Origin of the sequence: Brevibacillus sp. MER 51 (assembly GCF_023714195.1) — a bacterium.
Taxonomy (GTDB): domain Bacteria; phylum Bacillota; class Bacilli; order Brevibacillales; family Brevibacillaceae; genus Brevibacillus.
This window is the reverse complement of the sequence record NZ_JAMAUS010000011.1, coordinates 160,699-184,317: the sequence shown is the minus strand read 5'-3', so window position 1 is coordinate 184,317 and position 23,619 is coordinate 160,699. Positions and strand designations below refer to the sequence as shown.

General features: G+C 45.4%; 27 protein-coding genes. 19 read left to right on the top strand and 8 right to left on the bottom strand.

Annotated elements, in window-relative coordinates:
• Window positions 1–37: 37 nt before the first annotated feature.
• A complete protein-coding gene (locus M3630_RS22410) occupies window positions 38–658 on the top strand; it encodes a hypothetical protein (protein ID WP_251253577.1) in 621 nt (206 codons plus the stop codon).
• A gap of 29 nt (window positions 659–687) precedes the next feature.
• On the opposite strand, the gene M3630_RS22405 is transcribed toward M3630_RS22410, so the two are convergent.
• Both M3630_RS22405 and M3630_RS22400 read right to left on the bottom strand, forming a co-directional pair.
• Window positions 688–978: a hypothetical protein gene (locus tag M3630_RS22405; protein ID WP_251253576.1), complete on the bottom strand. Its 291-nt coding sequence runs from the start codon at window positions 976–978 to the stop codon at window positions 688–690.
• A 111-nt stretch (window positions 979–1,089) separates the two neighbouring features.
• Window positions 1,090–2,100: an NAD(P)/FAD-dependent oxidoreductase gene (locus tag M3630_RS22400; RefSeq protein ID WP_106783852.1), complete on the bottom strand. Its 1,011-nt coding sequence runs from the start codon at window positions 2,098–2,100 to the stop codon at window positions 1,090–1,092.
• 348 nt (window positions 2,101–2,448) lie between these two features.
• Here M3630_RS22400 and M3630_RS22395 point away from each other — a divergent pair, with 348 nt between their 5' ends.
• The 6 genes from M3630_RS22395 to M3630_RS22370 all read left to right on the top strand — a co-directional run bounded on the left by M3630_RS22395 (window position 2,449) and on the right by M3630_RS22370 (window position 6,022).
• Complete coding sequence (locus tag M3630_RS22395; protein WP_251253575.1) at window positions 2,449–3,639, top strand: NAD(P)/FAD-dependent oxidoreductase; 1,191 nt, start codon at window positions 2,449–2,451, stop codon at window positions 3,637–3,639.
• 4 nt (window positions 3,640–3,643) lie between these two features.
• Window positions 3,644–3,895: a hypothetical protein gene (locus M3630_RS22390; protein ID WP_173610077.1), complete on the top strand. Its 252-nt coding sequence runs from the start codon at window positions 3,644–3,646 to the stop codon at window positions 3,893–3,895.
• Between the two features lie 64 nt (window positions 3,896–3,959).
• Window positions 3,960–4,436 carry an NUDIX domain-containing protein gene (locus tag M3630_RS22385; RefSeq protein ID WP_251253574.1) on the top strand — a complete coding sequence of 159 codons (477 nt, stop codon included), beginning with the start codon at window positions 3,960–3,962 and terminating at the stop codon, window positions 4,434–4,436.
• 180 nt (window positions 4,437–4,616) lie between these two features.
• Window positions 4,617–4,760, top strand: coding sequence for a YuiA family protein (locus M3630_RS22380; protein WP_236841141.1), 144 nt, complete (start codon window positions 4,617–4,619; stop codon window positions 4,758–4,760).
• Window positions 4,761–4,966: 206 nt separating this feature from the next.
• Window positions 4,967–5,227: a YuiB family protein gene (locus M3630_RS22375; RefSeq protein WP_017251331.1), complete on the top strand. Its 261-nt coding sequence runs from the start codon at window positions 4,967–4,969 to the stop codon at window positions 5,225–5,227.
• A 159-nt stretch (window positions 5,228–5,386) separates the two neighbouring features.
• Window positions 5,387–6,022 (top strand): 3D domain-containing protein, encoded by a 636-nt coding sequence (locus M3630_RS22370; RefSeq protein WP_251253573.1) that lies wholly within the window; start codon window positions 5,387–5,389, stop codon window positions 6,020–6,022.
• Between the two features lie 90 nt (window positions 6,023–6,112).
• Here the strand turns inward: M3630_RS22370 and M3630_RS22365 are convergent, their stop codons facing one another.
• Together M3630_RS22365 and M3630_RS22360 are read right to left on the bottom strand one after the other, a co-directional pair.
• Window positions 6,113–6,883, bottom strand: coding sequence for a cobalamin-binding protein (locus M3630_RS22365; protein WP_232773513.1), 771 nt, complete (start codon window positions 6,881–6,883; stop codon window positions 6,113–6,115).
• A gap of 12 nt (window positions 6,884–6,895) precedes the next feature.
• A complete protein-coding gene (locus M3630_RS22360; RefSeq protein ID WP_015892987.1) occupies window positions 6,896–7,372 on the bottom strand; it encodes a divergent PAP2 family protein in 477 nt (158 codons plus the stop codon).
• Window positions 7,373–7,525: 153 nt separating this feature from the next.
• On the opposite strand from M3630_RS22360, the gene M3630_RS22355 reads away from it, so the two are divergent.
• The 5 genes from M3630_RS22355 (at window position 7,526) to M3630_RS22335 (ending at window position 11,248) form a co-directional block, all read left to right on the top strand.
• Window positions 7,526–7,900 (top strand): DUF309 domain-containing protein, encoded by a 375-nt coding sequence (locus M3630_RS22355; RefSeq protein ID WP_017251328.1) that lies wholly within the window; start codon window positions 7,526–7,528, stop codon window positions 7,898–7,900.
• A 49-nt stretch (window positions 7,901–7,949) separates the two neighbouring features.
• Window positions 7,950–9,446, top strand: coding sequence for a leucyl aminopeptidase (locus M3630_RS22350; RefSeq protein WP_251253572.1), 1,497 nt, complete (start codon window positions 7,950–7,952; stop codon window positions 9,444–9,446).
• 47 nt (window positions 9,447–9,493) lie between these two features.
• Window positions 9,494–9,925 carry a CoA-binding protein gene (locus tag M3630_RS22345; RefSeq protein WP_173610083.1) on the top strand — a complete coding sequence of 144 codons (432 nt, stop codon included), beginning with the start codon at window positions 9,494–9,496 and terminating at the stop codon, window positions 9,923–9,925.
• A gap of 36 nt (window positions 9,926–9,961) precedes the next feature.
• Window positions 9,962–10,558 (top strand): sulfite oxidase-like oxidoreductase, encoded by a 597-nt coding sequence (locus tag M3630_RS22340; RefSeq protein WP_047074928.1) that lies wholly within the window; start codon window positions 9,962–9,964, stop codon window positions 10,556–10,558.
• A gap of 381 nt (window positions 10,559–10,939) precedes the next feature.
• Window positions 10,940–11,248 (top strand): WGxxGxxG family protein, encoded by a 309-nt coding sequence (locus tag M3630_RS22335; protein WP_251253571.1) that lies wholly within the window; start codon window positions 10,940–10,942, stop codon window positions 11,246–11,248.
• Between the two features lie 285 nt (window positions 11,249–11,533).
• On the opposite strand, the gene M3630_RS22330 is transcribed toward M3630_RS22335, so the two are convergent.
• Together M3630_RS22330 and M3630_RS22325 are read right to left on the bottom strand one after the other, a co-directional pair.
• Window positions 11,534–11,890, bottom strand: a complete 357-nt coding sequence (locus tag M3630_RS22330) for a DUF4183 domain-containing protein (protein WP_251253601.1) — start codon at window positions 11,888–11,890, stop codon at window positions 11,534–11,536.
• 207 nt (window positions 11,891–12,097) lie between these two features.
• A complete protein-coding gene (locus M3630_RS22325; protein ID WP_251253570.1) occupies window positions 12,098–12,382 on the bottom strand; it encodes a DUF4183 domain-containing protein in 285 nt (94 codons plus the stop codon).
• Between the two features lie 618 nt (window positions 12,383–13,000).
• Here M3630_RS22325 and M3630_RS22320 point away from each other — a divergent pair.
• The gene (locus M3630_RS22320) at window positions 13,001–13,498 is read left to right on the top strand and encodes a hypothetical protein (RefSeq protein ID WP_251253569.1); all 498 of its coding nucleotides are present in this window, start codon (window positions 13,001–13,003) and stop codon (window positions 13,496–13,498) included.
• A gap of 340 nt (window positions 13,499–13,838) precedes the next feature.
• Entirely contained in the window at window positions 13,839–15,575 is a 1,737-nt protein-coding gene (locus M3630_RS22315; RefSeq protein ID WP_251253568.1) for an FG-GAP-like repeat-containing protein, read from the top strand.
• Between the two features lie 64 nt (window positions 15,576–15,639).
• Here M3630_RS22315 and M3630_RS22310 read toward each other — a convergent pair whose 3' ends face one another.
• A complete protein-coding gene (locus M3630_RS22310) occupies window positions 15,640–17,457 on the bottom strand; it encodes an APC family permease (RefSeq protein ID WP_237899212.1) in 1,818 nt (605 codons plus the stop codon).
• 164 nt (window positions 17,458–17,621) lie between these two features.
• Here M3630_RS22310 and M3630_RS22305 point away from each other — a divergent pair, with 164 nt between their 5' ends.
• The 4 genes from M3630_RS22305 (at window position 17,622) to M3630_RS22290 (ending at window position 20,523) form a co-directional block, all read left to right on the top strand.
• Complete coding sequence (locus M3630_RS22305) at window positions 17,622–18,215, top strand: YdeI/OmpD-associated family protein (RefSeq protein WP_251253567.1); 594 nt, start codon at window positions 17,622–17,624, stop codon at window positions 18,213–18,215.
• A gap of 141 nt (window positions 18,216–18,356) precedes the next feature.
• On the top strand, window positions 18,357–18,932 hold the full coding sequence (locus M3630_RS22300; RefSeq protein ID WP_251253566.1) for a sigma-70 family RNA polymerase sigma factor: 576 nt from the start codon (window positions 18,357–18,359) through the stop codon (window positions 18,930–18,932).
• Window positions 18,922–19,989 carry a hypothetical protein gene (locus tag M3630_RS22295; protein WP_251253565.1) on the top strand — a complete coding sequence of 356 codons (1,068 nt, stop codon included), beginning with the start codon at window positions 18,922–18,924 and terminating at the stop codon, window positions 19,987–19,989. The genes M3630_RS22300 and M3630_RS22295 overlap by 11 nt, the downstream gene beginning before the upstream one ends.
• A 165-nt stretch (window positions 19,990–20,154) precedes the next feature.
• Window positions 20,155–20,523 (top strand): hypothetical protein, encoded by a 369-nt coding sequence (locus tag M3630_RS22290; protein ID WP_251253564.1) that lies wholly within the window; start codon window positions 20,155–20,157, stop codon window positions 20,521–20,523.
• 119 nt (window positions 20,524–20,642) lie between these two features.
• On the opposite strand, the gene hcp is transcribed toward M3630_RS22290, so the two are convergent.
• Window positions 20,643–21,938 (bottom strand): hydroxylamine reductase, encoded by a 1,296-nt coding sequence (hcp, locus tag M3630_RS22285; RefSeq protein WP_251253563.1) that lies wholly within the window; start codon window positions 21,936–21,938, stop codon window positions 20,643–20,645.
• Window positions 21,939–22,083: 145 nt separating this feature from the next.
• On the opposite strand from hcp, the gene M3630_RS22280 reads away from it, so the two are divergent.
• On the top strand, window positions 22,084–23,583 hold the full coding sequence (locus tag M3630_RS22280) for a nitrate/nitrite transporter (protein WP_251253562.1): 1,500 nt from the start codon (window positions 22,084–22,086) through the stop codon (window positions 23,581–23,583).
• Window positions 23,584–23,619: the final 36 nt, after the last annotated feature.

Here is a 23,619-nt window from a genome sequence, read left to right as displayed (position 1 = left end):
AGACGTTAGACGTTATCTACTAGAAGGAGTGAATAGGATGAAGATGTGGAAGCAAGGAATGATGACAACAGCGCTGCTAATGGGTCTCACCATGCCAGGTGTCGCGTTGGCCCAAGATGTGACTGCAACAGTTGCCCAGGTGATCAAGCCGACTCACAGCCATGATGAGCATGGAGAGAAGCACATGAAGGTGCGAAACAGCTCAAACAGAGGCGTTCATCAAAAAATGTACATGCTCTTGCTAGCGGAAAAATATGCACCGGATAGCGTGGGGAAATGGCAGGCAGCGTTTAAAGAACGAGATCGTTTAATGAGCGAGTTCGAGACGTTGAGTGATGACCCGAAGTGGCAGGCGAAGCGTGAAGAACGGAAGCAACTGATCAATAAGCTGAATGAAAAACTCAAAAAGGGCGAAATCACCAACGAACAGATGGAAAAGCAGTTCAAGGAATGGAAAGACAAAAACATGGGGCCAAAAGAAGAGCGTGACGCCCGAAAAGCTCGGATCGAGCAAATGAAAAAAACACACGAAGCTTTTGACTCTGCGATTGAATCTGGTGATACAGCCAAGATTAAGGAGTCACTTCAACAAATGCTGGAGCAAATGCAAGCAAACAATTCTCGCATGGCGGAAAAGCTGGCCATGAAGAAAAAATAACGTTTCGAACAAAAAAGGACGTGACCAACTTACTGGTACGCGTCCTTTTCCATATCGGTTACAAGCATAACGGGGGTCCATTCATCCAGAAAGACCATCTCTTCGGTTTGGCAGGAGGGACACCAGCCTGTATGAATGCATTGGTGGCGCTTCCGATCTAGGTAACCGTTGTCCATCTTGGCATCGTCTATCTCCCGGTACGGGCTGTAGCTCCCATAAAAGTCATAAAGTCGGCCTGCATCTTGCATAGCTTGACCGCACGTTGAACACGCTTGTTGGAGCGGCGTAAAGCCATTGCAGACTGGACAGAGATGATTCAAAGCGTATCGCCTCCTCGTTGCTTCTACTGTGCGCGCCAACAAAAGCCGTTATGCAAGGAATTAAAAATCCCTGTCGCAGCCATCGGAGGCAACAACAGGGACGAAACATTTTTACGATTTGAAGTTGTCCATGCTTGAAGAATGACCAGGCTGCAGTTTTGCATCCGGATTAAAGTAGGAAACTGCGTTGTTTACAGCGGTAGGGGCCTCACCAAATCCGACAGCGATCAGCTTGACCTTACCGGGGTAGGTTGCGATATCGCCTGCTGCAAAAATACCCGGGATGTTTGATTCCATGCGTGTATCGACTACGATAGAGCCTTTTTCGAGTTCCAGCCCCCAGTTCTTGATCGGACCGAGAGAGGAGATGAAGCCGAAGTTGACAATGACTGCATCGACTTCCAGATCGATTTCTTCTTTTGTCGTGCAATTGGCCAGTGTGAGTTTTTCAATGCGCTCCTCGCCGTGCAAAGCTGAAATTTCGTAAGGTGTCGTGACGTTTACTTTGGAGGACATGAGCATTTCTACGCTGTGTTCATGTGCGCGGAACTTGTCTCTGCGGTGGATGAGGTGTACTTCTTTTGCGATAGGTTCTAGCATGAGGGACCAGTCCAGAGCGGAATCACCGCCGCCAATAACAGCTACACGCTGTCCCTTGAAGGAGTTCAGATCGGTAACAAAATAGTGCAGATTGGATTTTTCATATTTGACGGCATCTGGGTGTTCCAGCCTGCGAGGTTCGAACGCTCCTACCCCAGCAGTGATGATAACGGATTTGGAGTAGTGAGTGCCTTTGTCCGTTGTAATTTCAAACACATCGTCTACTTTTTTTACGACATTTTCCACTTTTTCTTCCAGGCAAACGGTCTGCTGAAAGCGGGAAATCTGATCTTTCAGATTATTGATCAAATCTTGTGCTAAAACCTTCGGAAATCCGGCTACATCATATATGTACTTCTCCGGATAAAGAGCGGATAATTGCCCGCCTAACTGGGGCATGCTCTCAATGATTTTTACACTGGCCTGCCTCATCCCGCCGTAAAAAGCGGTAAATAACCCGGCAGGGCCTCCACCAATGATCGTAATGTCGTAGATTTGCTCGTCCTTTTGCAGAAAATTCAATCCAAAGCACCTCCGAATTAATCGTAAGCGAACTCCTCAACCATTATAACCCATACAAGTGGAAAAACAGGAGAAAAATTCGAAAGATGATAGGCAAAAAAACCTTGCAAATCCAATCGGTTGTCGATAAGATGAGGATGACTGTAAAGAAATTGTCACATTTTTCTATGGCTGACTTTGTGCATTTTTTCACAGAGTGGTTCGGATGGCATCACAGGGCAATAATTCCGATACTACCCGGATCATGAATTGGGGCATCTTAATTTGTACCAGACCACGTGAAAAATCGCACAATCTTCCTTAAGTTACCATGAACAATGACATCATACATGATTGGAAGGGATACTGATGGGTACACCCAAAATCCTGATTCTTGGCGCTGGATACGGTGGTTTGCTCACAACGTTGCAGCTTCAGAAAAAGCTCAACTACAATGAGGCAGAAATCACCTTGGTCAACAAGCACAACTATCATTACATCACGACTTGGCTGCATGAGCCGGCTGCAGGTACCGCATCAGCGGATCACGCCCGCGTCAGTTTGGATGGCATTTTGAACAAGGACAAAGTCAACTTTGTCAAAGGAACGGTGCAAGCCATTCAGCCAGAGGAGCAGACCGTCACGCTCGAAAACGGCGAGGTGCTGTCGTACGACTATCTCGTCATCGGATTGGGCAGCGAGCCGGAAACGTTCGGAATTGAGGGACTCAAGGAGCATGCTTTTAGCATTCGCAGCATCAATGCGGTCCGCAATATTCGCGAGCATATTGAATACATGTTCTCCAAATTTAAAAATGAGCCGGATCGTACGGATTACCTCACATTTGTTGTGGGTGGAGCTGGCTTTACAGGCATTGAGTTTTGCGGAGAGCTTGGCGACCGTCTGCCAGAGCTGTGCCGGGAATTTGATGTCGATCCAGAACTGGTGAAAGTCTACTGCATTGAAGCAGCACCTACTGCATTGCCTGGCTTTGACCCAGAGCTGATCCAATACGCAATAGATGTATTGGAGAGAAAAGGCATCGAGTTCAAAATTGGAACACCCATCAAGCAGTGCACCCCGGATGGCGTACTGTTGAACACTGGAGAAGAAATCAAATCAAAGACCGTTATCTGGGCAGCAGGTGTCCGCGGCAACAGCATCGTGGAAAAAGCAGGCTTCGAAGTCATGCGAGGTCGCGTCAAGGTAGACGAATACTTGCGTGCGCCTGGTCACGAGAACGTTTTTGTCGTAGGAGATTGTGCCTTGATTTTCAACGAAGAAGGACGTCCGTACCCGCCAACTGCGCAAATTGCGGTCCAGGAAGGCGAGACGCTGGGTGAGAATCTCGCTGCCTTGGTCCGTGGCGATCTTCCACAAAAATTCATTCCGCATCTGCAAGGGACATTGGCCTCTCTTGGAAAAGGCGAGGGTATCGGGCAAGTTGGTTCGAAAAAGCTGTTCGGCAGCACAGCAGCCATGATGAAAAAAGCGAGCGACCTGCGCTACCTGTACAAAATTGGCGGCGTCGGTCTCGCACTGAAGAAAGTAAAGCTGTAAAACGATGCGACACGCGAGCATTCAAGTCCGGGGGCTCATGGTCCGCGAAGAGATGGATCGGTACAATGCCTTGATGGAAGTGGGCCTTTATCTGGAGGAGCAGGGGCGACACGATTTGGCATGGCATGTACAGCGTGAAGTAGATATTCTCATCCTGCCTGCCATCGAACGGCTCAAGGAAAAGGGCCGCGAGAGGGATCGGGAAAATCTGCGATACATGATCGATAATGGGCTCCTAGATGACGAGGATGATTGATAGGTACCCCCGGCGATGTAGAGCCGGGGGTTTCGTTTAGCTAGATGTGGAAGGAGAGAGTTGGATGCGCGAAGGAAAGGTTTGGCTAGGCGCTTGCGGGATTGTTGTTCGCGGGCAAGAAGCATTGGTTGTCAAAAAAACGTACAGCGGACTAAAAGGACAATGGTCGTTTCCAGCAGGATTCGTGCAGGAGGGCGAGACTGTAGATGAAGCAGCAGTGCGTGAGGTGATGGAAGAAACGAGTGTCGAGGCGGTCGTGCGACAAGTAGCGGGAATCCGTTCAGGCGTCATTCGTGAGTCCATTAGCGACAATATGGTCGTTTTTTGGATGGATTACATAGGGGGAGAACCACGTCCGCAGGAAGGTGAGATCGCGGAGGCGAAATTTATGCCGATACAAGAACTGCTTCGTGATCCGCTGTCTTCGACTTATTTGAAAATCATATTGCCGGACTATATCAAACGGGAGCAGGGAATGACAGGTCAATCATTTGCTATCGATCCCGTTTTTCAATACACTTCCTATAAAATCTTTAAGTAATCCTGCGAATAAGCTAGATAAACCACAATGTTTCCGCTTACATTGCGGTTTTTTTATGTTTTTTCGCAATGAACTACATTGTGAACCAAGGGGAGATTCTGATATAGTTAGATACATCTAAATAATCTGAATATACATGCAATTAATTTTCACGCATGTATGCCGAAAGGGGAGCTCAACATGAGACAAAAACAAGAACAGTGCCCGTACTGCCATGGCCAAGGGTATTTCCAACTGCTCCTGGGGGGCTCGGAGAATTGCCCTAACTGTGACGGAGCTGGTACACAGGACGCTCAGAAGGAAGCTGTTTCTTCTCATCCATAACGAGTAACTAACCTCGCATAGAAAACCGTCGAAGCAAATGCATCGGCGGTTTTTTCTGTCAGGCATGCAACACATAGGCTAGGCTTCTCGTATTGACCGATCCCTCGCCTTTTTGCTACACTTAATACCGAAAATAGCCCGTCTTTCCTGTATTTGCCGAAAAGGTGGCAAAAGGTGGAGAAGGTGGCAGGAGGTCTTTTTCGTCGATGAACTTGATGCAATTTATGGTATCCATTGTTCTGTTCTCCGTGCTAGGGTTTGGCATTGGGTTTATTTTAAACATGATTTTGAAAACAACATGGTTTCCAGTTGTGATCGGCGTTGGTGTAGTCGTAGGTGCACTTGTCTATCAACAAATCGTTCCGGGAATTTGGGATTCACTCATTCTCGGCTGCGGTATGGCAGGTACAGTGGCGAGTGGCTGGACCATTCAAACGCTTCGCAAAAAAGGATATCGGATGTTCTAAAACAAGTACAAGCAGGCCTTTGTTTCGGGCCTGTTTTTCTTTTGGCATTTGATTGGAAAAATGGGCAACTGACTGAATATTTCCGTAATCAACCAAAATTTGTGTATACTTTCCTCCTCGTCGGGACATGACTAGAAACGAGAGGAGGTTTACCAAGAAATGAATGGAAAGCAGTTCGTAAGTATCGTCGCGCTGTTCATCCTGGTCTTGACGGCCTTCGCAAGCGATGGATACAGCTATAATGTTGTGGGAGACTACGGTGTCTCATCCACTTTTGGAATCAAGGAAACGAAAGAGGGGCAACGTGTCGTCAAAAAACGGATGGTCTCTGCCAGTTCTCTTACTCAAGTGATTGATAAAGCGGATGTATTTCACGAACAATATCCAAAAGTACGTGTAGTAGCGACAGGCTACTATGCAGGATACGAGTCGACGGGAAAAAATCCATCTCACCCGTCCTATGGCATTACCTATTCAGGTGTGAAAGTACGGAGAGACGACTATTCTACGATTGCAGCTGATTTGCGTGTTTTCCCGCTGGGGACCATTTTGTACATCCCAGGTTACGGTTATGGCGTCGTAGCTGACAAGGGTGGAGCGATTCGCGGCCACAAGATTGACCTGTATTTCGAGACCAAGCAGGACGTATTCTCGCAATGGGGAAAAAAATCGGTGGATGTGTATATCGTAAAAAAAGGTGAAGGCAAAGTAACGGAAGCTTTTCTGAATAGCTTGAATGAAAAAGGAATCGCAGCCATGGCGGAACCCGTCAGCGGTCAACAACAAATTGAATAGCAAGTAACGAAAACGAATGGATGCCGCATAGGTGGCATGGAAGAAAAAAAGAAAAAACGTTCAAGGCACAGGCTTTGAACGTTTTTTGTGTCATTTTGTATGAATCAAATCAACCAGCTTCTCCAGTCCTTCCAAAATGCGAGGAGAAGGGCGGCAATAGAGGCCTTCCTCCAACAAGTGGACCTGATTGTTTCGAATCGCGGTCATGTTGATCCACTCTGGGCGGTTTGTGATCATGCCAGACTTGATTCGCTTCAATTCAATTCCGCACCAGACGACGCAAATATGATCCGGATTACGTTCCATGACCATTTCCCGCGTAGCCTTGACGTTTGCGACAGGATAGTCTGCAAAAATATTGACGGCACCCGCAATTTCACTGACATCCGTCAACCAGTTTTCCTGACCGGGTGTGTAAATGGGATTCGGCCACCATTCCCAGTACAGTTTGGGGCGTTGAGTGTATGTCGCTGCCTTTTGTCGGATGCTTTCAATGGTTTCGTCAAATTGGATCGCAAGCTGCTCGGCTTGCCTCTGTGTTCCTGTCGCCTCACCGACGAGTCGGATATCATGAGCGATTTCCCCGATCCGGGAAGGATTCAGGATGATATGAGGAATATCTCTGTTGCGCAGAGCTTCTATATTATTCTCCATGCCAGGAACAGAGAGCGACGCTACGACCAGATCCGGCTGGAGGGCAGCGACCCGGTCCATATCGATTGTCAAATCGGGTCCAACCCGGGGGAGATGCTGCCACTCCTGCGGCCAGTCAGAGTGATCATCCAATCCGACGACATGCTCATGCAGGCCTAAATAATACAGGATTTCGGTATTGCTGGGACAGATGGAAACAATGCGCATGGGAGCCCTCCTTTAAAAAAACGGATGGAGCAATAACGCAATCATGACGCCTAACCAACCGCCGATTAAGACCTCGATTGGTTGATGACCGAGCAGTTCTTTCAATTTTTTCGCTTTTTCCTGGCTAGGACGTACTTTTAATGATTTCATTCCTTCTAACAGATGGTTGAATTCATCGACCAGCTTATTTAAGACAACGGCTTGCATACCGGCATGGCGGCGGACACCTGCGGCATCAAACATCACAATTACACCGAGAATGGCGGAAATAGCGAACATGTTGCTGCCAAAGCCCTCACGCAGTCCCACGGCTGTCGATAATGCTGTCACGGCAGAAGAGTGAGAGCTGGGCATACCGCCTGTACTCATGAGCAGTGACCATTGCCACGTTTTCGTTGCGAAAAAATGGAGGGGAATTTTAATAAATTGGGCGATCCCTATGGCAAGCAGTGCTGCCCATAAGGGGAAGTTTTCAAAAAAATCCGCCACGGAAAATCCATTCCTTTCTACTGTGCGCTTATCTCTAGGATTATTGTAACAGAAGGGCGTTGTCTTAATCCGTGAAGTTTTTGTTTGGATGTAAAGTCACTGCCAATCTGTGTTACCATGAAGACGGAAGGTTCGAAACGGAGGCATGCATCCATGGGGTATCCCGAGCAGTATTTACAGTTCATTGAAAAATTCAATGATGGAGAATACTACGAATGCCACGATCTGTTGGAAGACATCTGGATGGAAGACAAGTCAGACAAGTTTTTGCAAGGATTGCTGCAATTGTCAGTCGGACTGTATCACCAAGAGTACGGCAATATAAAAGGTGCTCGCTGGATGTTAGGCAATGCACGAAAGTATTTGACTCGTTACCAGCCAGTTCACTGGGGACTGGACGTAACAAGAGTTCTTCGCTACATAGATGAATGCGAGAAATTGTTGCCGGAAAAGGATGTCATTTCTTACACAGAGGCAAAAGCCATGACGTTTCCACCCTTGCGCTTATATGTCGACACATCGTGTTAAACAAATGTGCCCATATTGTATCCTACCACACAGAAAGAGGGAAGAGTATATGAAAGTAGCAGTAGAAAAACGCATACAGCTTGTGAATATCTCATGTGATGAGCTGATTGTCCCGCTATGGAAGGGCGAGGAAATTTCGCAAGTATACCCGGAATTGGACGAAGCTTTTGGTGGCAGTCTGAGTGGCTTGCAGCAGGACAAAGAAGTAACAGGTGAGGCGAAGGAAATTACGGTTGTCCACGGAATGAACAGCGTAGCTGCAAAAAAACTGGTGATCGTCGGGATGGGTGAACCAGGGAAATTTGATTTCGTCGCAGCCCGAAATGCATGGGGACGTGCAGCCAAAACGGTTGTGGGAAAAGGCAACGGCAAAACAGTGGTGATTGATTTGCCTACAACAGAGCATTTGAGTGCTGATCGTTTGGCACAGGCAGTGACAGAAGCCTTTGGTCTTGCCGAATACAACTACGAGGGCTACCGTCAAAAGGCAAAGCGTGAGTTTGACCCAATTGCGACGGTACAAATTTTGGCTGCAGATGCCGATGCTTCATTGGTACAGGCAGGCGTTGCACGTGGTTTAGCGCTCGTATCCGGGACGAATCTGGCTCGCACACTCGTCAATGAACCAGCCAACTACTTGACTCCACGCGCTTTGAAGGATGCGATGGTCGAGGTAGCAGAGCGACATGGCATGACTGTGGAAGTAATGGAGAAAGCGAAGCTGGAAGAGCTGGGGATGGGTGGAGTGCTCTCTGTAGCAAAAGGCAGCGAGCTTGAGCCTTATGTAGTCGCAGTCAAATATCAAGGAAGAGACACGTGGGACGATGTCATTGGCTTGGTCGGTAAAGGCGTGACATTTGATACAGGTGGGATCTCCATCAAACCAGTAGCAGGCATGGAAGACATGAAGTCGGACATGGGTGGAGCGGCAACGATGATCGGTGCATTGGAGGCACTGGGACAGATTAAACCAAAAGTAAATGTACTGGCTGTCGTCGGTACCGTGGAAAACATGCCATCCGGAACGGCATTCCGTCCGGGTGATGTCATCACGACCATGAGCGGCAAAACGGTAGAGATCATTACGACAGACGCAGAAGGTCGTCTCGTACTGGCTGATTGCATCACCTATGCAAAAGAGCAAGGAGTGTCTTGCCTGGTGGATGCTGCTACCTTGACAGGTGGTATCGTGGTCGCACTCGGTCATTTCTGCTCTGGCGCCATGACCAACGACAAAGCACTGTTGGATGAGCTGATGAACGCAGCAGACGTGGCGGGTGAGCGTTTGTGGCAACTCCCGACCTTCGATGAGTACCGCAGCCTGAACAAGAGCCGTTTTGCCGATTTGAAAAACTCTGGTGGACGTTTTGGCCACGGCATCATCGGCGGTGTTTTCCTGCAGGAATTCGTTGGCGACACACCATGGGTACATCTGGACATCGCGGGTACGGCTTACACAGCAAGTGCTGGCGACATGCAACCAGCTGGCGGTACCGGAGCGATGACCCGCACCGTTGTTGAGTTTGTTTCCAGCCGTAGTGAATAAAAGGTAGTTCAATATTTTATTTCAATATAAAAGAGGAGTGTTTTCACATGGCACAAAATCCAAGCAATGAAGTACGCCGTCAACTGCTGGAGGATGCAAAAACGATCGCAGTAGTAGGTCTGTCCAACAAGCCGGACCGCACCAGCTATATGGTATCGCAAGCCATGCAGAACGCGGGCTACAAGATCATTCCGGTCAATCCTGTCATCGCGGGTGAAACGGTTTTGGGTGAAAAAGTGGTTGCCAGCCTGTCTGAAATCGATCAGCCAGTCGACATCGTCGATGTGTTCCGTCGCAGCGAAGACATGATGCCTGTTGCCGAGGATGCATTGAAAATGCAGAACAAGCCAAAAGTGTTCTGGATGCAACAAGGCATTGCCAACGAAGAAGCGGCTAAATTGGTTGCCGATCAAGGCATTGAGGTTGTGCAGGACATGTGCATCAAGGTAGATCACGCCTTGCTGCGGGTTGGGAAATAATCGAGAACACTGATCAGCGAGGGGAGTGGAAACAACATGTTTATCAATCCATCATCAGACACCAAACGCGACCGTATTCCCCCTAATCAGAAGCAGACGACAGGTTTTCCTGTCCTGCACTACGGGGAGGTTCCTGAATATACAGACCTGTCCACCGAGTGGAGCTTTCGTCTTTTCGGTCTCGTCGAAGAAGAAGTAACACTGACCTACGAACAAATGATGGCTCTGCCAAAAGGCGGCACGACCAACGATATTCATTGCGTTACAGGCTGGAGCAAGCTGGATAATGAATGGGAAGGTATTCCGGTTGAGGAAGTTCTGAAGCTGGTCAAGGTGAAGCCGGAAGCGAAGTACGTCATGCTGCATGCCGAGCACGGATGGACGGTGAACATTCCGCTTGTTGACTTCATGAAAAGCGGCAACCTGTTCGCTACGAAACATAACGGCGAGGATTTGACCCCAGAGCACGGCTGGCCGCTGCGTTTTGTTATCCCGCATCTCTACTTCTGGAAAAGCGCCAAGTGGGTGCGTGGGATTGAGTTTATGGAGAAAGACAAGCAAGGGTTTTGGGAGAAGAATGGGTATAATATGTATGGAGATCCTTGGAAAGAGCAGAGGTTTGCTTGGGATTGATTGGGGAAAAGAGGCGGTGATTATCCGCCTCTTTTTTGTTTTCATTGGGCTTACTCTTAGCGACACAAGTTTACACTTTCGGCGCCAAAAGCGCAAAATCATACCCATTCAAGTTTTAGGACAATAATTCAATTTCAAAATTACAAAATTAACATAGCCTTCCCCCGTGGAGAAATCCATGGTAACAAGCGATTTTACTACTTCCGATTATCTTCAGGAAGTAGCTGTAGATTGTCATTCCGTCTGCATAGTGTTGCCTTGGATAAGATTATCGTATTTAGAGCAAAGTAACATCAATGGTTCCACTTCAGACCTGCAAACAAAATGCGACGGTCTGAAAAATTATTCTCTGATTGACAATACAGCAAGGGGGTTTTTCAAGTGAAAAAGTTGAGGGTAATTATGTTAGCTTTAATGTTAACTGTAACAATGAGTTTAACTGCATTTGCTGAGACTGGTGGTACAGGTGCAGGGAACACAGGAGGAACAAACACCCCAAATAATATGACGGGCAATACAGGTGTAGGAGTTACAGGAAATGGGGCACCCGCTAACACTGGTATTAATAACAACACGTACAGAACGACAGCAGTAGACACTGATTCAGACTGGGAATGGATAGGGTTGCTTGGATTAGCTGGTCTTTTTGGTTTGAGGGGAAGAAATAGAGAACGAAATCCACAGAAGTAACCAAAATCAACAACCCGTCCCCATTTTGAGGAGACGGGTTTGTTTAATTAATAATCTATAAATAGTTACAAGTGATTCTTGGAAAGAGCTAATAGTTACTTGGAATTTATGAATTCTCATTTCTGTATGAAAAAGATTCACCTGTTCCCCCTGTACCACAACATCTATACTATTAGGATGTTTTGTTTCGTGCCAATTAAAAGGAAAAATGATACCGTCCATCCCCTCAGATGAAAGGCTTCCAAGCGTACTCGTAGTCCCTTACCCGTATGTAAGACACGTTTATTAGGAATTGGAGATTTGAATAAATTGAAGGATTATAGGTACACCTTGGAACGGGACATCACTAAGCATCAAGACGCCCGGCTGGACTACATACGTATTTGAAGGCTGGAGTATGCCGTTGATAAAAAGATTGATAATCGATACGGTGCTGGGGTCGAGAATTCCGGAAGTACTAAATTGTAGGGAGGCGTCGGCATTTGTATATACATTTTTTTGACCATCTGAAAAAGTCGTGTATTGCGAAATTACTGTCGTTAGCAGTCCAGGCGTACAGGGGCACGGCGGGCAGGGAAGACAGGGTGGACAGGTCGGGCAAGGTTGCCCGGGAAAGATATCAGGGCACCCGAGTGGCGGCATTACTGGGTAACAGGTGCTCAGATTATTAGATCGAGTCACTACTATTCTTTTACTGGTTTTTTGCTGCATGGTCTCCAGCCCTTTCTCATAGTGATGAAGATGTACAAGAATCTGAGGCTACAACATGTTCTTGACATGTTACTCTTTTATGGAATATTCCCCAGGCGTTATCCTCTCCTGGGGAAATTCTTATTTACTTTCTGGTTGTCAGTTGATGACGAATTCTACGATCAATGGTGTTCCGCCGTTTTCGACATCACCGTCGGGAATTGTAATCGCCGTTGTTGTGACAGTGGAAGTGTTCCCTGACTGAAGTACCCCATTGATGTAGAGATTGTAAAAAGCAAACGAACCAGGGAATGCTGTAGCAGCTGTGCCCGCGTCATTCACAAATGCTGTTGCCGCAATGGCAAATGTTGCTCCAGTCCCTGTTCCAGCCCCCATCGTCGAAGTGAACCTGAGCGACGTCATAAATGGTTTGGTAATCGGCATTCAACCAACTCCTAAAAAATGGTAATGTAAGGAAAAACCTTACACTTTTTATTTAATGCGTAATGTTTTCTTCTCGAAACGTACAAACACCCTTCTAGGAAACCTATTTTAAGGAGACGGGTTTTCTTGGGATAGATCAGGGAAAGAGGCGGTGATTATCCGCCTCTTTTTTTATACTAGAGGATTTATTTACCAAGATACTCGTTGTTCTGGTCCACCTACGGCTTCACCAACTATTTCAGAAATCAGGGTATACATAATAAGTTTTTTTGTTCGAGTTCAAAATGTCCCCAATTTTCTTTTACAGTAGTAGTTGCGATATCGATGACTTCTTGATTTGTTACCCTTAACAACTGGTTATGAGTTTGATCAACTTTTGAAAGAGTGTGAGAGCATAAAATATTGGGAATGAGCTACTTGGCTTCTGCTGAGTAGCTTTTTCTTTTGCAAAACTTTAAATAATACGATTGTACTGTTAAAAGGTGTGTGGTATGATAGTTTTGAGAATGTAAATAGTTGGAAAAAATGTATTATTTTAATTTGTGACCCATCGTACACACCTCGTTAGTAGACGAAGGGTGTGCTCGAAAAAATTAAGCGGAAATAGGAGTGTGGATTATGATTAAAAAGCTAATGACTTTGGGTGCAGTTGTTTCTGCATTAACTTTTGGTTCGCAGGCTGTGTTTGCAAATGACATTCCACAAACTGAGAAATTAGGCCAAGAAAAGGCTTGGTTACAAGGGGGAAGTGTCATTGGGAAAGAACAGCAAAAAAACTTTCAAATCAAAAATGTTCAGCAACAATCAAATGAAAACATCTTTTTTAGAAAGCTCGGATTAAGAAATACTGATGGTTGGATAGCTTGGGAGGATTATACCAAGTTCACTGTTAATTACTACAGAATCGTTGAGATTACCACTCACCATACAGGACAGAACGCTGATATAGAATACGTAGTGGTTTGCCCTGGCAAGGAACCAAAGACTTTTCAGATAAAAGGAGAAGTCATAGGTAAACAGACATTTTGGCTCCCACCCGGCGAGTACTATGTGAACTTCAGAAATCTCTCAAGTGATCCGGCAGATGTTTCGGTTTCAGTAAATCAATACATGTAATGGAGCACCCCTGGCTGTGGAAACCCGTGTCCACGGAAGATTCAAGCCACTATCTCGTTTTCCAACAGTATAAACAAGCGGTATAAAGTGCAAGGCACCTTCCTGTTTTACAGGAGGTGCCTCAGCGTGTTATTTGGTATATTCCATAACTTCAAAGGATTGAATCTTGCTAAATGCTACATAATCTTCATTCACATTCATGCCTAAACATCCATATCATGATCAAAGGCATTAGCATAGAATGCACCACGTACATTTTTTAGCCTTTATTGGTGTCTGGAGTGAAGCATTTCGATCAGGAATGACTGCCTGTATCTCTGTAAGAAAGGGTGAATCCAATTTGGCCTGCCCATTTTTTCAGCCCTCAGTCGAATATAATACGGGAGGAACATCTCCTTCCAGCATTACTTCTGCCGATTTTAACAAAGACGGTCGCATAGATTTGGCCGTAGTGGATATTGGGTCTAATGATGTTTCCATTCTTCTTAACAATGGGTCCGGCGTGTTTTCCGTATCACAAACGATCCCCTTCAGTACTTTGTTCCCTGGGTCTTTATTAGGGCAAATTACAGCAGCAGATTTTAATGGAGATGGCAACATTGATTTGGCTGTAACGGATCAAACTCCCAATGACCGCGTTTTTATCCTTTTGAATAACGGGGATGGCACCTTTGCTGCACCTGTAGCTTATAGTACAGGTGTGTTTCCTGCTGTTTCGCAATCTTTTGCTATTGCTACAGGTGACTTTGATGGTGTAAACGGTGTGGATTTAGCTATAGCAAATGTAGGCCAAATTACAGGAACTAGTTTCATTACTGTGTTGTTAAATAATGGATCAGGTGTATTTACCATGGCGCCAGGAAGTCCTTTTGCCACTACCCCTGGTTTGGCCCCTTTCGATATTGTAGCAGCTGACTTTAACGGAGATGGGATCCTTGATCTGGCGACTGCCAATCGAGACACGAATGATATAACTATTTTTAATGGGATTGGAAACGGTACGTTCCAAACTCCTGGAGTGAGTTTCTCTGTACTTCCCGGTGGCTCATCCCCCAGTAGCCTTATATCTGCTGACTTAAATGGTGATGGGTTTATTGATATTGCTGTCGCAAATAACGCAACGAGTAATGTAACCGTTTTTCTAAACAATGGATTAGGTTCTTTTACAGAAGCAGCAGGAAGTCCCTTTTCCTTGGGCACTGATGCATTTCCTTTTGATATAACAGCGGCTGACTTTAATTGTGATGGAGCCATTGATTTGGCTACCCCAAATGCAGGTTCTGATAACGTCTCTATTCTCATAAACAACGGGACGGGAGGGTTCTCGCCTCCCTTTCAGTTCCCTACAGGAGCAGGTCCGCTCAGCATTACAGTAGCTGATTTTAACGGAGACGGAAGAGTTGACATCGCTACTGCAAACGAGGATTCGAGCAATGTTTCTGTTTTGCTCAATGGCTGCGTGCAGCCACCAACCTGCCCACCTGACATGGTAGTACCCTGCCCTATTGTTAACTATCCAACACCTGTTGCCACCTGCCCCGGCGTCACTGTTACCTGTTCTCCGCCTTCCGGATCGCTTTTTCCAGTGGGAGATACTGTTGTCACCTGTACGGCACAAGATATATTTGGGAATACAGAAGTTTGTTCATTTACCATCACGGTGATTGACGAACCTCCAACCATCACTTGCCCTGAGGATATCACAGTCCCTGTTTTACCTGGGCAAACTTCCGCTACTGTTACCTATGAAGTCACTGCCACTGATACTTGTGGGGTAACCTCAATTACTTGCCATGGGATGACACAGTCTTTTTCCCCTCCAGCCCCAATTGCAGTTGCCACTTTTACCATGGACTTTCCTGTAGGGATGACGATGCTCACCTGTACAGCAAGGGATCAGTCAGGAAATACGGCCTCTTGCAGCTTTGTGGTTACCGTCACTTCTGGAGTCTCCAATAGTATTCAGCCAGAAATCATTCGCGTAAAAAAGGTGTATGATTGGGTAGTCATTCAATCTAATTTTAGACTCATACTGGATTTAAATAACAGTCGTGATGATCAAGGTAATCAAAAATGATGGAACCCGTCTCCTTACAAAGGGACGGGTTTTCTTCGTTGTTTATGGCTTACTGGATCCTGATTCATTTCTTTAAGCGGTATGGAACCGTAGCAATTTTTACATCTTGGCGGGCGAATAAATATGCCCGGATTAATAAACTCGTTTGGTTATGAAGTAAGTTATGCCACCAGCGCTTGGTAATAAACTGCGGTATCATGACGGTAACATGATCCGTTTCTGCTTTTTTCCACTCAACCGTGTCTATAAACTTAAACAAAGGTCTTATAATACTGCGATAATGGGAACGCAAGACGATCAAACGTACTCCGGGATTCCAGATCTCCCATTTTTCCTCCATTTTTTTCATGTCTTCATCATTGAACCCGATGTAGACTGCGACAATGTCGTCTGACAAGGATTGCGCATAACTAATGGTGTTTTTCACCACCTGCGAAATCCCTGCCACAGGAATAACGATGACACTCCCTTTGGGTTCGGGTTTGTCTGTTTCCATATCAAGTCGTAGCTCATTTGCCAAATCTCTATAATGCTGATTTATCTTCCTAAAAATGAAAATGACGATAGGAAGGAACACAAAAATCGGCCATACCTGCGAGAGTTTTGTAATGAAAAAGATCAGGCAAATCGTAAGGGTCGTTAGCATTCCTAACGTATTAATAACAAAAGGTGTGAACCACCCGCGGGGCTTTTTGGAAATCCAGCGTTTCATCATTCCTGCTTGTGACAAGGTAAACGGGATAAAAACACCAAGCGCATATAAAGGGATTAAGTTTTCCGTTTCTCCTTTAAACGCAATCACTAATAGTGCTGAAAGAATGGCCAAGAAAATAATCCCGTTTGAAAACCCAAGACGATCTCCTCGAACCATGAACATATTTGGCATGAATCTGTCCTTGGCTAACATAAAGGCGAGTAAAGGAAAGGCTGCAAAAGCGGTATTAGCCGCCAGGAATAAAATAAGCGCTGTAACAGCCTGAATCGCGTAATACATAATTCCTCGTCCAAAAACAGTAGAAGCAATTTGAGATACTACTGTTTCCTTTGGAGTCGGTGAAATACCATACAAATAAGCCAAAAGGCTAATGCCCATGAACATAACTCCGAGGATAAGTCCCATCATGATAAGCGTTAATGCAGCATTTTTCGGTGCGGGGTCCCGAAAGTTGGGAATGGCATTGGATACGGCTTCTACCCCTGTTAATGCCGAACACCCTGAACTAAATGCTCTCAATAGAAGGAATAAAGTTATTCCTGGAACAACCGCCCCATATTCTGGGGGATGAGCTTGAACATTTCCCACCATCCATTGATATCCGCCGCCAATAATTAAGACGAGAATTGCGACAACAAACAAATAAACCGGATACATTAAAATCGTTGCCGATTCTGTGATTCCACGTAAATTCAATACCGTTACGATGGCAATCATGAACAGAGCAATAAGAACGCGATGTTCATGTAGGACTGGGAATGCCGAAGTAATAGCGTCTGTAGAAGCAGAAGTACTAACAGCAACCGTTAGAATGTAGTCCACGAGCAACGAGCCACCAGCAACCAGTCCCGTAGTGGTTCCTAAGTTGTCCTTTGCGACAATGTATGCTCCACCACCAGTTGTATAAGCAAAGATGGTTTGGCGGTAAGACATAATGAGGATGGTTAACAGACCAACAACCGCAATGGAGATGGGAATTGAGTACCACATTGCTACTGCACCCAGAGTAATTAACACGAGGAGAATCTGTTCTGTTCCGTAAGCGACAGAAGATAGAGCATCAGATGAAAGAACCGCCAAAGCTTTTACTTTATTTAACTTTTCTGCAGCAAGTTCACTTGATTTCATAGGTCTACCGAGTAAAAATCGCTTGAATTCTGAGATCATGTGTATTCCCCTATCTGCCATTTCCCGTTAGTTTTCCCTCTCCCGCAATAAAATTACTCAACCTAATCAGAAGGAACTTGTATACTTGATGATCGAATAATTCAAATACCATAATGTCAAAACTAAAAATTGACATGACACCAACTGGATGAGGGGTGTTCCTGATGACAACAAGTAAAACGAATCCGAAGGTTGATGAATTTTTAAGCAAGGCGAAAAAGTGGAAGGCAGAATACGAGAAGTTGAGAAGTATTGTGCTTGACTGTGAGCTGACCGAAGATTTTAAGTGGATGCATCCCTGTTACACGTTTGAGAAAAAAAACATCGTTTTAATACATGGATTTAAAGAATATTGTGCGCTACTGTTTCAAAAAGGTGCCTTGTTAAAAGATCCACACGGGATTCTCATTCAACAAACGGAGAATGTACAGGCTGCCCGCCAAATCCGGTTCACCAATGTGGAAGAAATCATGGAAATGGAATCTATTTTGAAGGCCTATATTCAAGAAGCCGTTGAAGTTGAAAAAGCCGGTTTGGAAGTTAACTTTAAAAAGCATGAAGAATACAGCATTCCTGAAGAATTTCAAAATAAATTGGATGAAATGCCTGCCTTGAAAACTGCTTTTGAAGCATTGACTCCGGGACGGCAAAGAGCCTACCTTCTTCATTTTTCGGCACCCAAACAAGCCAAAACGCGCGGGGCAAGGGTTGAAAAATGCATGCAGCAAATTCTCGAGGGAAAGGGATTAAATGATTAAGAGGCGGAAACTACCGCCTCTTTTTCGTGCTTCGCCATAGGGGTCGTCGCCTTTTGCAAAAAAAATACGAAGAAAACCGAACCTTTTTTCGAGTGAGAGACAATATAGGGTGTAAGCTGCTTACTCAGGAGGGCCCTCTGAATGGAAAATGAAGAGATATACCAATTGCTTATAAAAATGAAAGAGGGTGATCAACAGGCGTTTCATACGATGTATGATGCCACCTTTCAGGACGTATACCGGACCGTCTCCTTTCTGGTGGATCACAAGCAGGATCGGGAAGATGTCATGAATGAAATCTATATGCAAATGTGGACCTCACTTCCTAATTACGATACGAACCGTCCTTTCCAGTTCTGGCTGCATGGCCTGGTAATCCGTCAAGTACAGAGATTTCGGGTCAAGAGCTGGAGGAGATTCCGCATATTTGAACGCATCCGTGCCTTCTCCCACGAAGAGTCTTATTGGGATGAACATACCGCGTCGATGGATGCCACAAACCAAATGATATCCCAGTCCATACGAAAGCTGACGGACAAACAGCGGGCAGTGATTATCTTCCGCTTTTATCACGACTATACTCTTGAGGAAATTGCGACTTTGCTTGATATTCCGCTGGGTACAGTCAAGTCCAGATATCATGCTGGCCTCCAGGCGCTTCGAAAATACTTAGGGAATCTCCCCCTGGAAAGGATGGAAAAGATCAATGACTATTGAACGCAAAATCCGTGAACATTTGCACGAAGAGGCAGAAACGATGGAGTGCCCGCCGGCCATTTCCAAACGAATCGAACAATCCTATTCTCACTATTTGCAAAGAACAAGGAGCGAAATAACCATGAAAAAACGATTAATTGGTGGAATTGTTGCTGCTGCGATTTTGATTCCAACCGCAGCATTTGCGGCCCCTGTAGTGATTGACATGTTTACTCGAGCACCAATGAATTCTGAACAAGTCAAGCTGGATGAGGCTGGCAAAGCAACACTTGAGAAGCTGTATCTGGCCATTCCTGAAACAAAATCGTTTGAGATTATGAATGTAAGCTACCTTGGAGACCCCAATGATTCAACCAAAAAGGTCCAACTAAGCATCGTCTTGCAGGAAAAAGGGGGAACTGGCAAAAAGCTTACTCTCCATACAAACGGTATTACGGATGAGATTCAAGACCTGACGCAAGAGAATTGGGAGCCTAAGGAGAAACCACTCAATACTTTACCCGATCAGGAAATCAAGGGGAAGGTAGATCAGCTTATTGATAAATTGTACGGCAGCATCAAAGATTACGAGGTTGCCATGGAGCAAATGGACAATCCTGATCAAAAAACATTTATCTTGAATTACACGAAGAAGGGATCAGAAGGATTTGAAGGAGGGGGTTACCAAGTATTTGTTCAGGGTAATTCAATTAGTCTTTCTCCGGTAGCTCCTGAACCAAACACGGGAGTAGAAGGTTACTTCTCATTAAATGGTAAGCCGGATTATACTGCTGATAGCTTCTTAAACGATGAAAAACTGTTTGCTCTACTAAAAATGAGTCCGACAGAGTTAAAAGAAGAAATAGCAAAAGGGAAATCTGTTGTAGAGATTGCAGCATCGAAAAATATCTCGAAACAACAAGTAATCGATGTGATCGCAAAAACACAAGCTGAACGACAACTTCAAGATGGAAAAAATAAAGTAACGATCAGCGATGATTTACTGAAACCAATGATGAAAGAAGTTGAACCAAAAGTCGTACACATCATTGAACACAAAACGGAAACGGAATGGTAGTAGTTTGCTAAGAATTGTTTGGAAGAAAGAGAGGCGGGAAACCGTCTCTTTTTTCAGCAAAAATAAAGTTGTGCGTCCGCCTACGGGAAGATTCATGATGGCTACGTATACTGTAACGTACTATTTTGACTTCACGCTCAAGTCAATCGAAAGGAGAGGTCGACCGTGGCAATTGGACAGACGACTCGGGTCAGCTTGCCGTACCCATCTACATGGGAAATTCAAGCGAGCTTCGGTGGAAGACCCACCACTTTGGGTACATTGGTGATTTCCAATGTCGTAAATGGCAGGGTCATTGGTACCGTTAATTTCCGTGGTACTCCGATTCCCATACAAGGAAGTTGGGATGAGAGGTCCAGACGAATCACGATTGAATCACCTTATGCCAATTTTGTTGGCACCTTTGCTTACAAAGACGAACCAACACTTGGGTTGCGACATTATGTATTACGAGGAACGGTTCGAATGAACCCCCCATCTGTGCGGGCAGGAGAAGTGGGAACATGGACAGCTGTTACGAATTTGCCCCTGTAAGGAAATAGGAGGGTCTTATCTACCGATGGATAGGGCCTTTTTAAAATTCCATAAGAATGAGGCACCTTCCTGTTAGAAGAAGGTGCCTCATTTTGTGAGTTGCAGCGACAGGCGACAGCCTATTGCGTGATTCCGAGCATTTGCTTCATATCTTCTTGGGCATCGCCAATCAACTGAATATGGAACAAGTCTTGCAATACTTGCAGAACACCCGGTTGAATGAACTCAGGCAATTTTGGACCGATCCGTATATCTTGGATTCCCAGGCTAAACAGACCGAGCAGAATGGCAACCGCTTTTTGTTCAAACCAGGAAAGAACGATACTTACCGGCAGCTCGTTCACTTCACACTCGAAGGCATCGGCTAATGCAGCCGCAATCGTAATGGTAGAAACCGAGTTATTGCACTGTCCCAAATCGATATATCGTGGGATGTCGGTACCTGGCACGGTGCCGAAATCTACATCGTTAAAACGGAATTTTCCGCAGGAGGTCGTAAGGATGACTGTTTCTGGCGGTAAGGACGTAGCCAATTCACGGTAATACTCGCCTCCCTTGCCAGGAGCGTCACAACCAGCGATGACGAAGAAGCGTTTGATCTTTCCTTCCTTGACTGCCTGAATGATTTCAGGGGCGATGCCAAGGACAGTTTTATGATGATACCCGGTTGTCAATGTCAGTTCCGATTCGATGGAAACCTCAGGAAGAGACAATGCTTTTTCAATGAGCGGTGCAAAATCGTTTTCTACAATTTTCGTCACATTTTCCAAACCGGTTATATCATACGAAAAGAAACGATCAGCGTAGCTGCCTCGAATAGGCATCACACAGTTTGTTGTAGCCAGGATGGCGCCGGGAAATTTCTCAAACAACTGGCGTTGATCGTACCATGCTTTCCCGATGTTCCCTTTCAAATGAGGATATTTCTTCAGTGCGGGATAGCCATGTGCAGGCAGCATTTCGGAATGCGTATACACATTGATTCCTTTGCCTTCTGTCTGTTTTAACAGCTCTTCGAGAGCAAACAGATTGTGCCCCGTAACAACGATGCATTTTCCTTCTATTTTATTTTGCGAGACGGTGATTGGCTGTGGGACTCCGAAATGGTCTGTATGGGCCCGATCCAAAAGCTCCATGACTTTTATCGCGGCACTCCCTACTTTCATAGCCATTTGCAAATGTTCATCCAAGTTAAAATTCACATTCGTCAATGTAAAATAAAGAGCTTCCTGTGTAATCCCATCCACTTCAGGATCGATATATCCCAGTTGTCGAGCATGTGTGGCATAAGCTGCAATTCCTTTTAAAGCAAAAATAATTGTATCCTGAATACTCGCAAGATCTTCATTCTTTCCGCAAACGCCGATGACCTTACAACCACCTGATGGAGTCTGTTCACATTGATAACAAAACATGTATAATTCACTCCTTCGATTCAAGATTTCGCTTTGATTATAAGCGGATTGCCTGGAAGGAGCTGTGATTAAAATCACAACGAAACCAAACTTTGCCTCTTATCATAGTGGATGAAGAAGATTTCCCAAGTGAGGGGTGTTGTTTATGGTACGAAAATGGCAGTTGCCATTACAGACGTTGAGTCTTACGGTCGGTTTTATGGTATGGGTCATTCTGTCATCGCTCATGCCTTTTATCAAAGAAACCGTACCCATGAGTGCAAGCGAAGTGGCGTGGGTGACAGCGATTCCTGTTCTTTTAGGATCGTTGCTGAGAATCCCTGTTGGATATTGGAGTAACCGATTTGGGGCGAGGATATTATTTAGCATAAGCTTTCTCTTGCTGCTGGCTCCTGTTTTTTATATTAGCCAGGCGACCACTTATACAGATTTGTTAATCGGCGGGTTATTTATAGGGATAGGCGGAGCGGTGTTTTCTGTTGGTGTCACGTCTCTACCTAAATACTATCCGAAAGAAAAGCATGGTTCTGTAAACGGAATCTACGGTATGGGGAATATTGGTACAGCAATCACCACTTTTTCAGCGCCCGTTCTGGCTAAATCGTTTGGATGGGCAACTACTGTACAGATGTTCATGTTATTGCTTGTGGGATTCGCTGTTCTAACCTTCTTGATGGGGGATAAAAACGAACCTAAGGTAGTGACTCCTCTCGGTCAGCAGATAAAGAGTGTCTACAAAAACGAAAAGCTGTGGTTAATCAGCTTGTTCTACTTTATTACGTTTGGTTGCTTCGTCGCTTTCACCGTGTATCTCCCGAATTTTTTAGTGAGCCATTTCCAACTGGATAAAGTAGATGCAGGTATGAGAACGGCAGGGTTCATTCTTTTGGCGACACTTGCGAGACCAGTGGGAGGCTGGCTAGGTGATAAGTGGAACCCCTTCAAGGCATTGATGATTGTGTTTGCCGGGCTCGCCTTGTCTGGTATTGTCTTATCGTTTTCGCCATCGATCTTGATGTATACGGTAGGATGCTTGTTGGTAGCGCTATGTGCCGGAATTGGTAACGGTGCCGTGTTCAAATTAGTGCCGATGTATTTCTCACGACAAGCGGGGATTGTGAACGGGATCGTATCTGCCATGGGGGGATTAGGAGGATTTTTCCCGCCGTTGATCTTAACGATGCTGTTTAATCTGACCGGGCATTACGCGATTGGTTTCATGGCGTTATCTCAGTTTGCGCTGGTAAGCTTGGTCTTGGTAATGTGGATGTTTTATCAAGAGAAGCTGCAGCTCGCCGCAACCATTATGGAAAAGACGGGAGAGGCGATACTGATTACTGATACACGAGGAGTCATTAAAAGTGCGAACCATGCTTTTACGAAAGTGACTGGTTATGAAATGAATGAAGTGATTGGCAAGTCCCCCAATATTTTAAAGTCTGGCAGGCAGAATGCCGATTTCTATCAAAAGATGTGGGACTCGATCAAGAAGAATGGCTATTGGCAAGGAGAGATCTGGAATCGCCGGAAGAATGGAGATCAGTATCGCCAATGGCTAACGATCAGTGCGATACTGGACGATGCAGGAGACGTCGAGTACTATGCTGGCATGTTCAGCGAGCTCGCAGAGCAAAGACATGGATAAGGAAGCTTGAATCACTCATGAAAAAAAGTCTTGGAC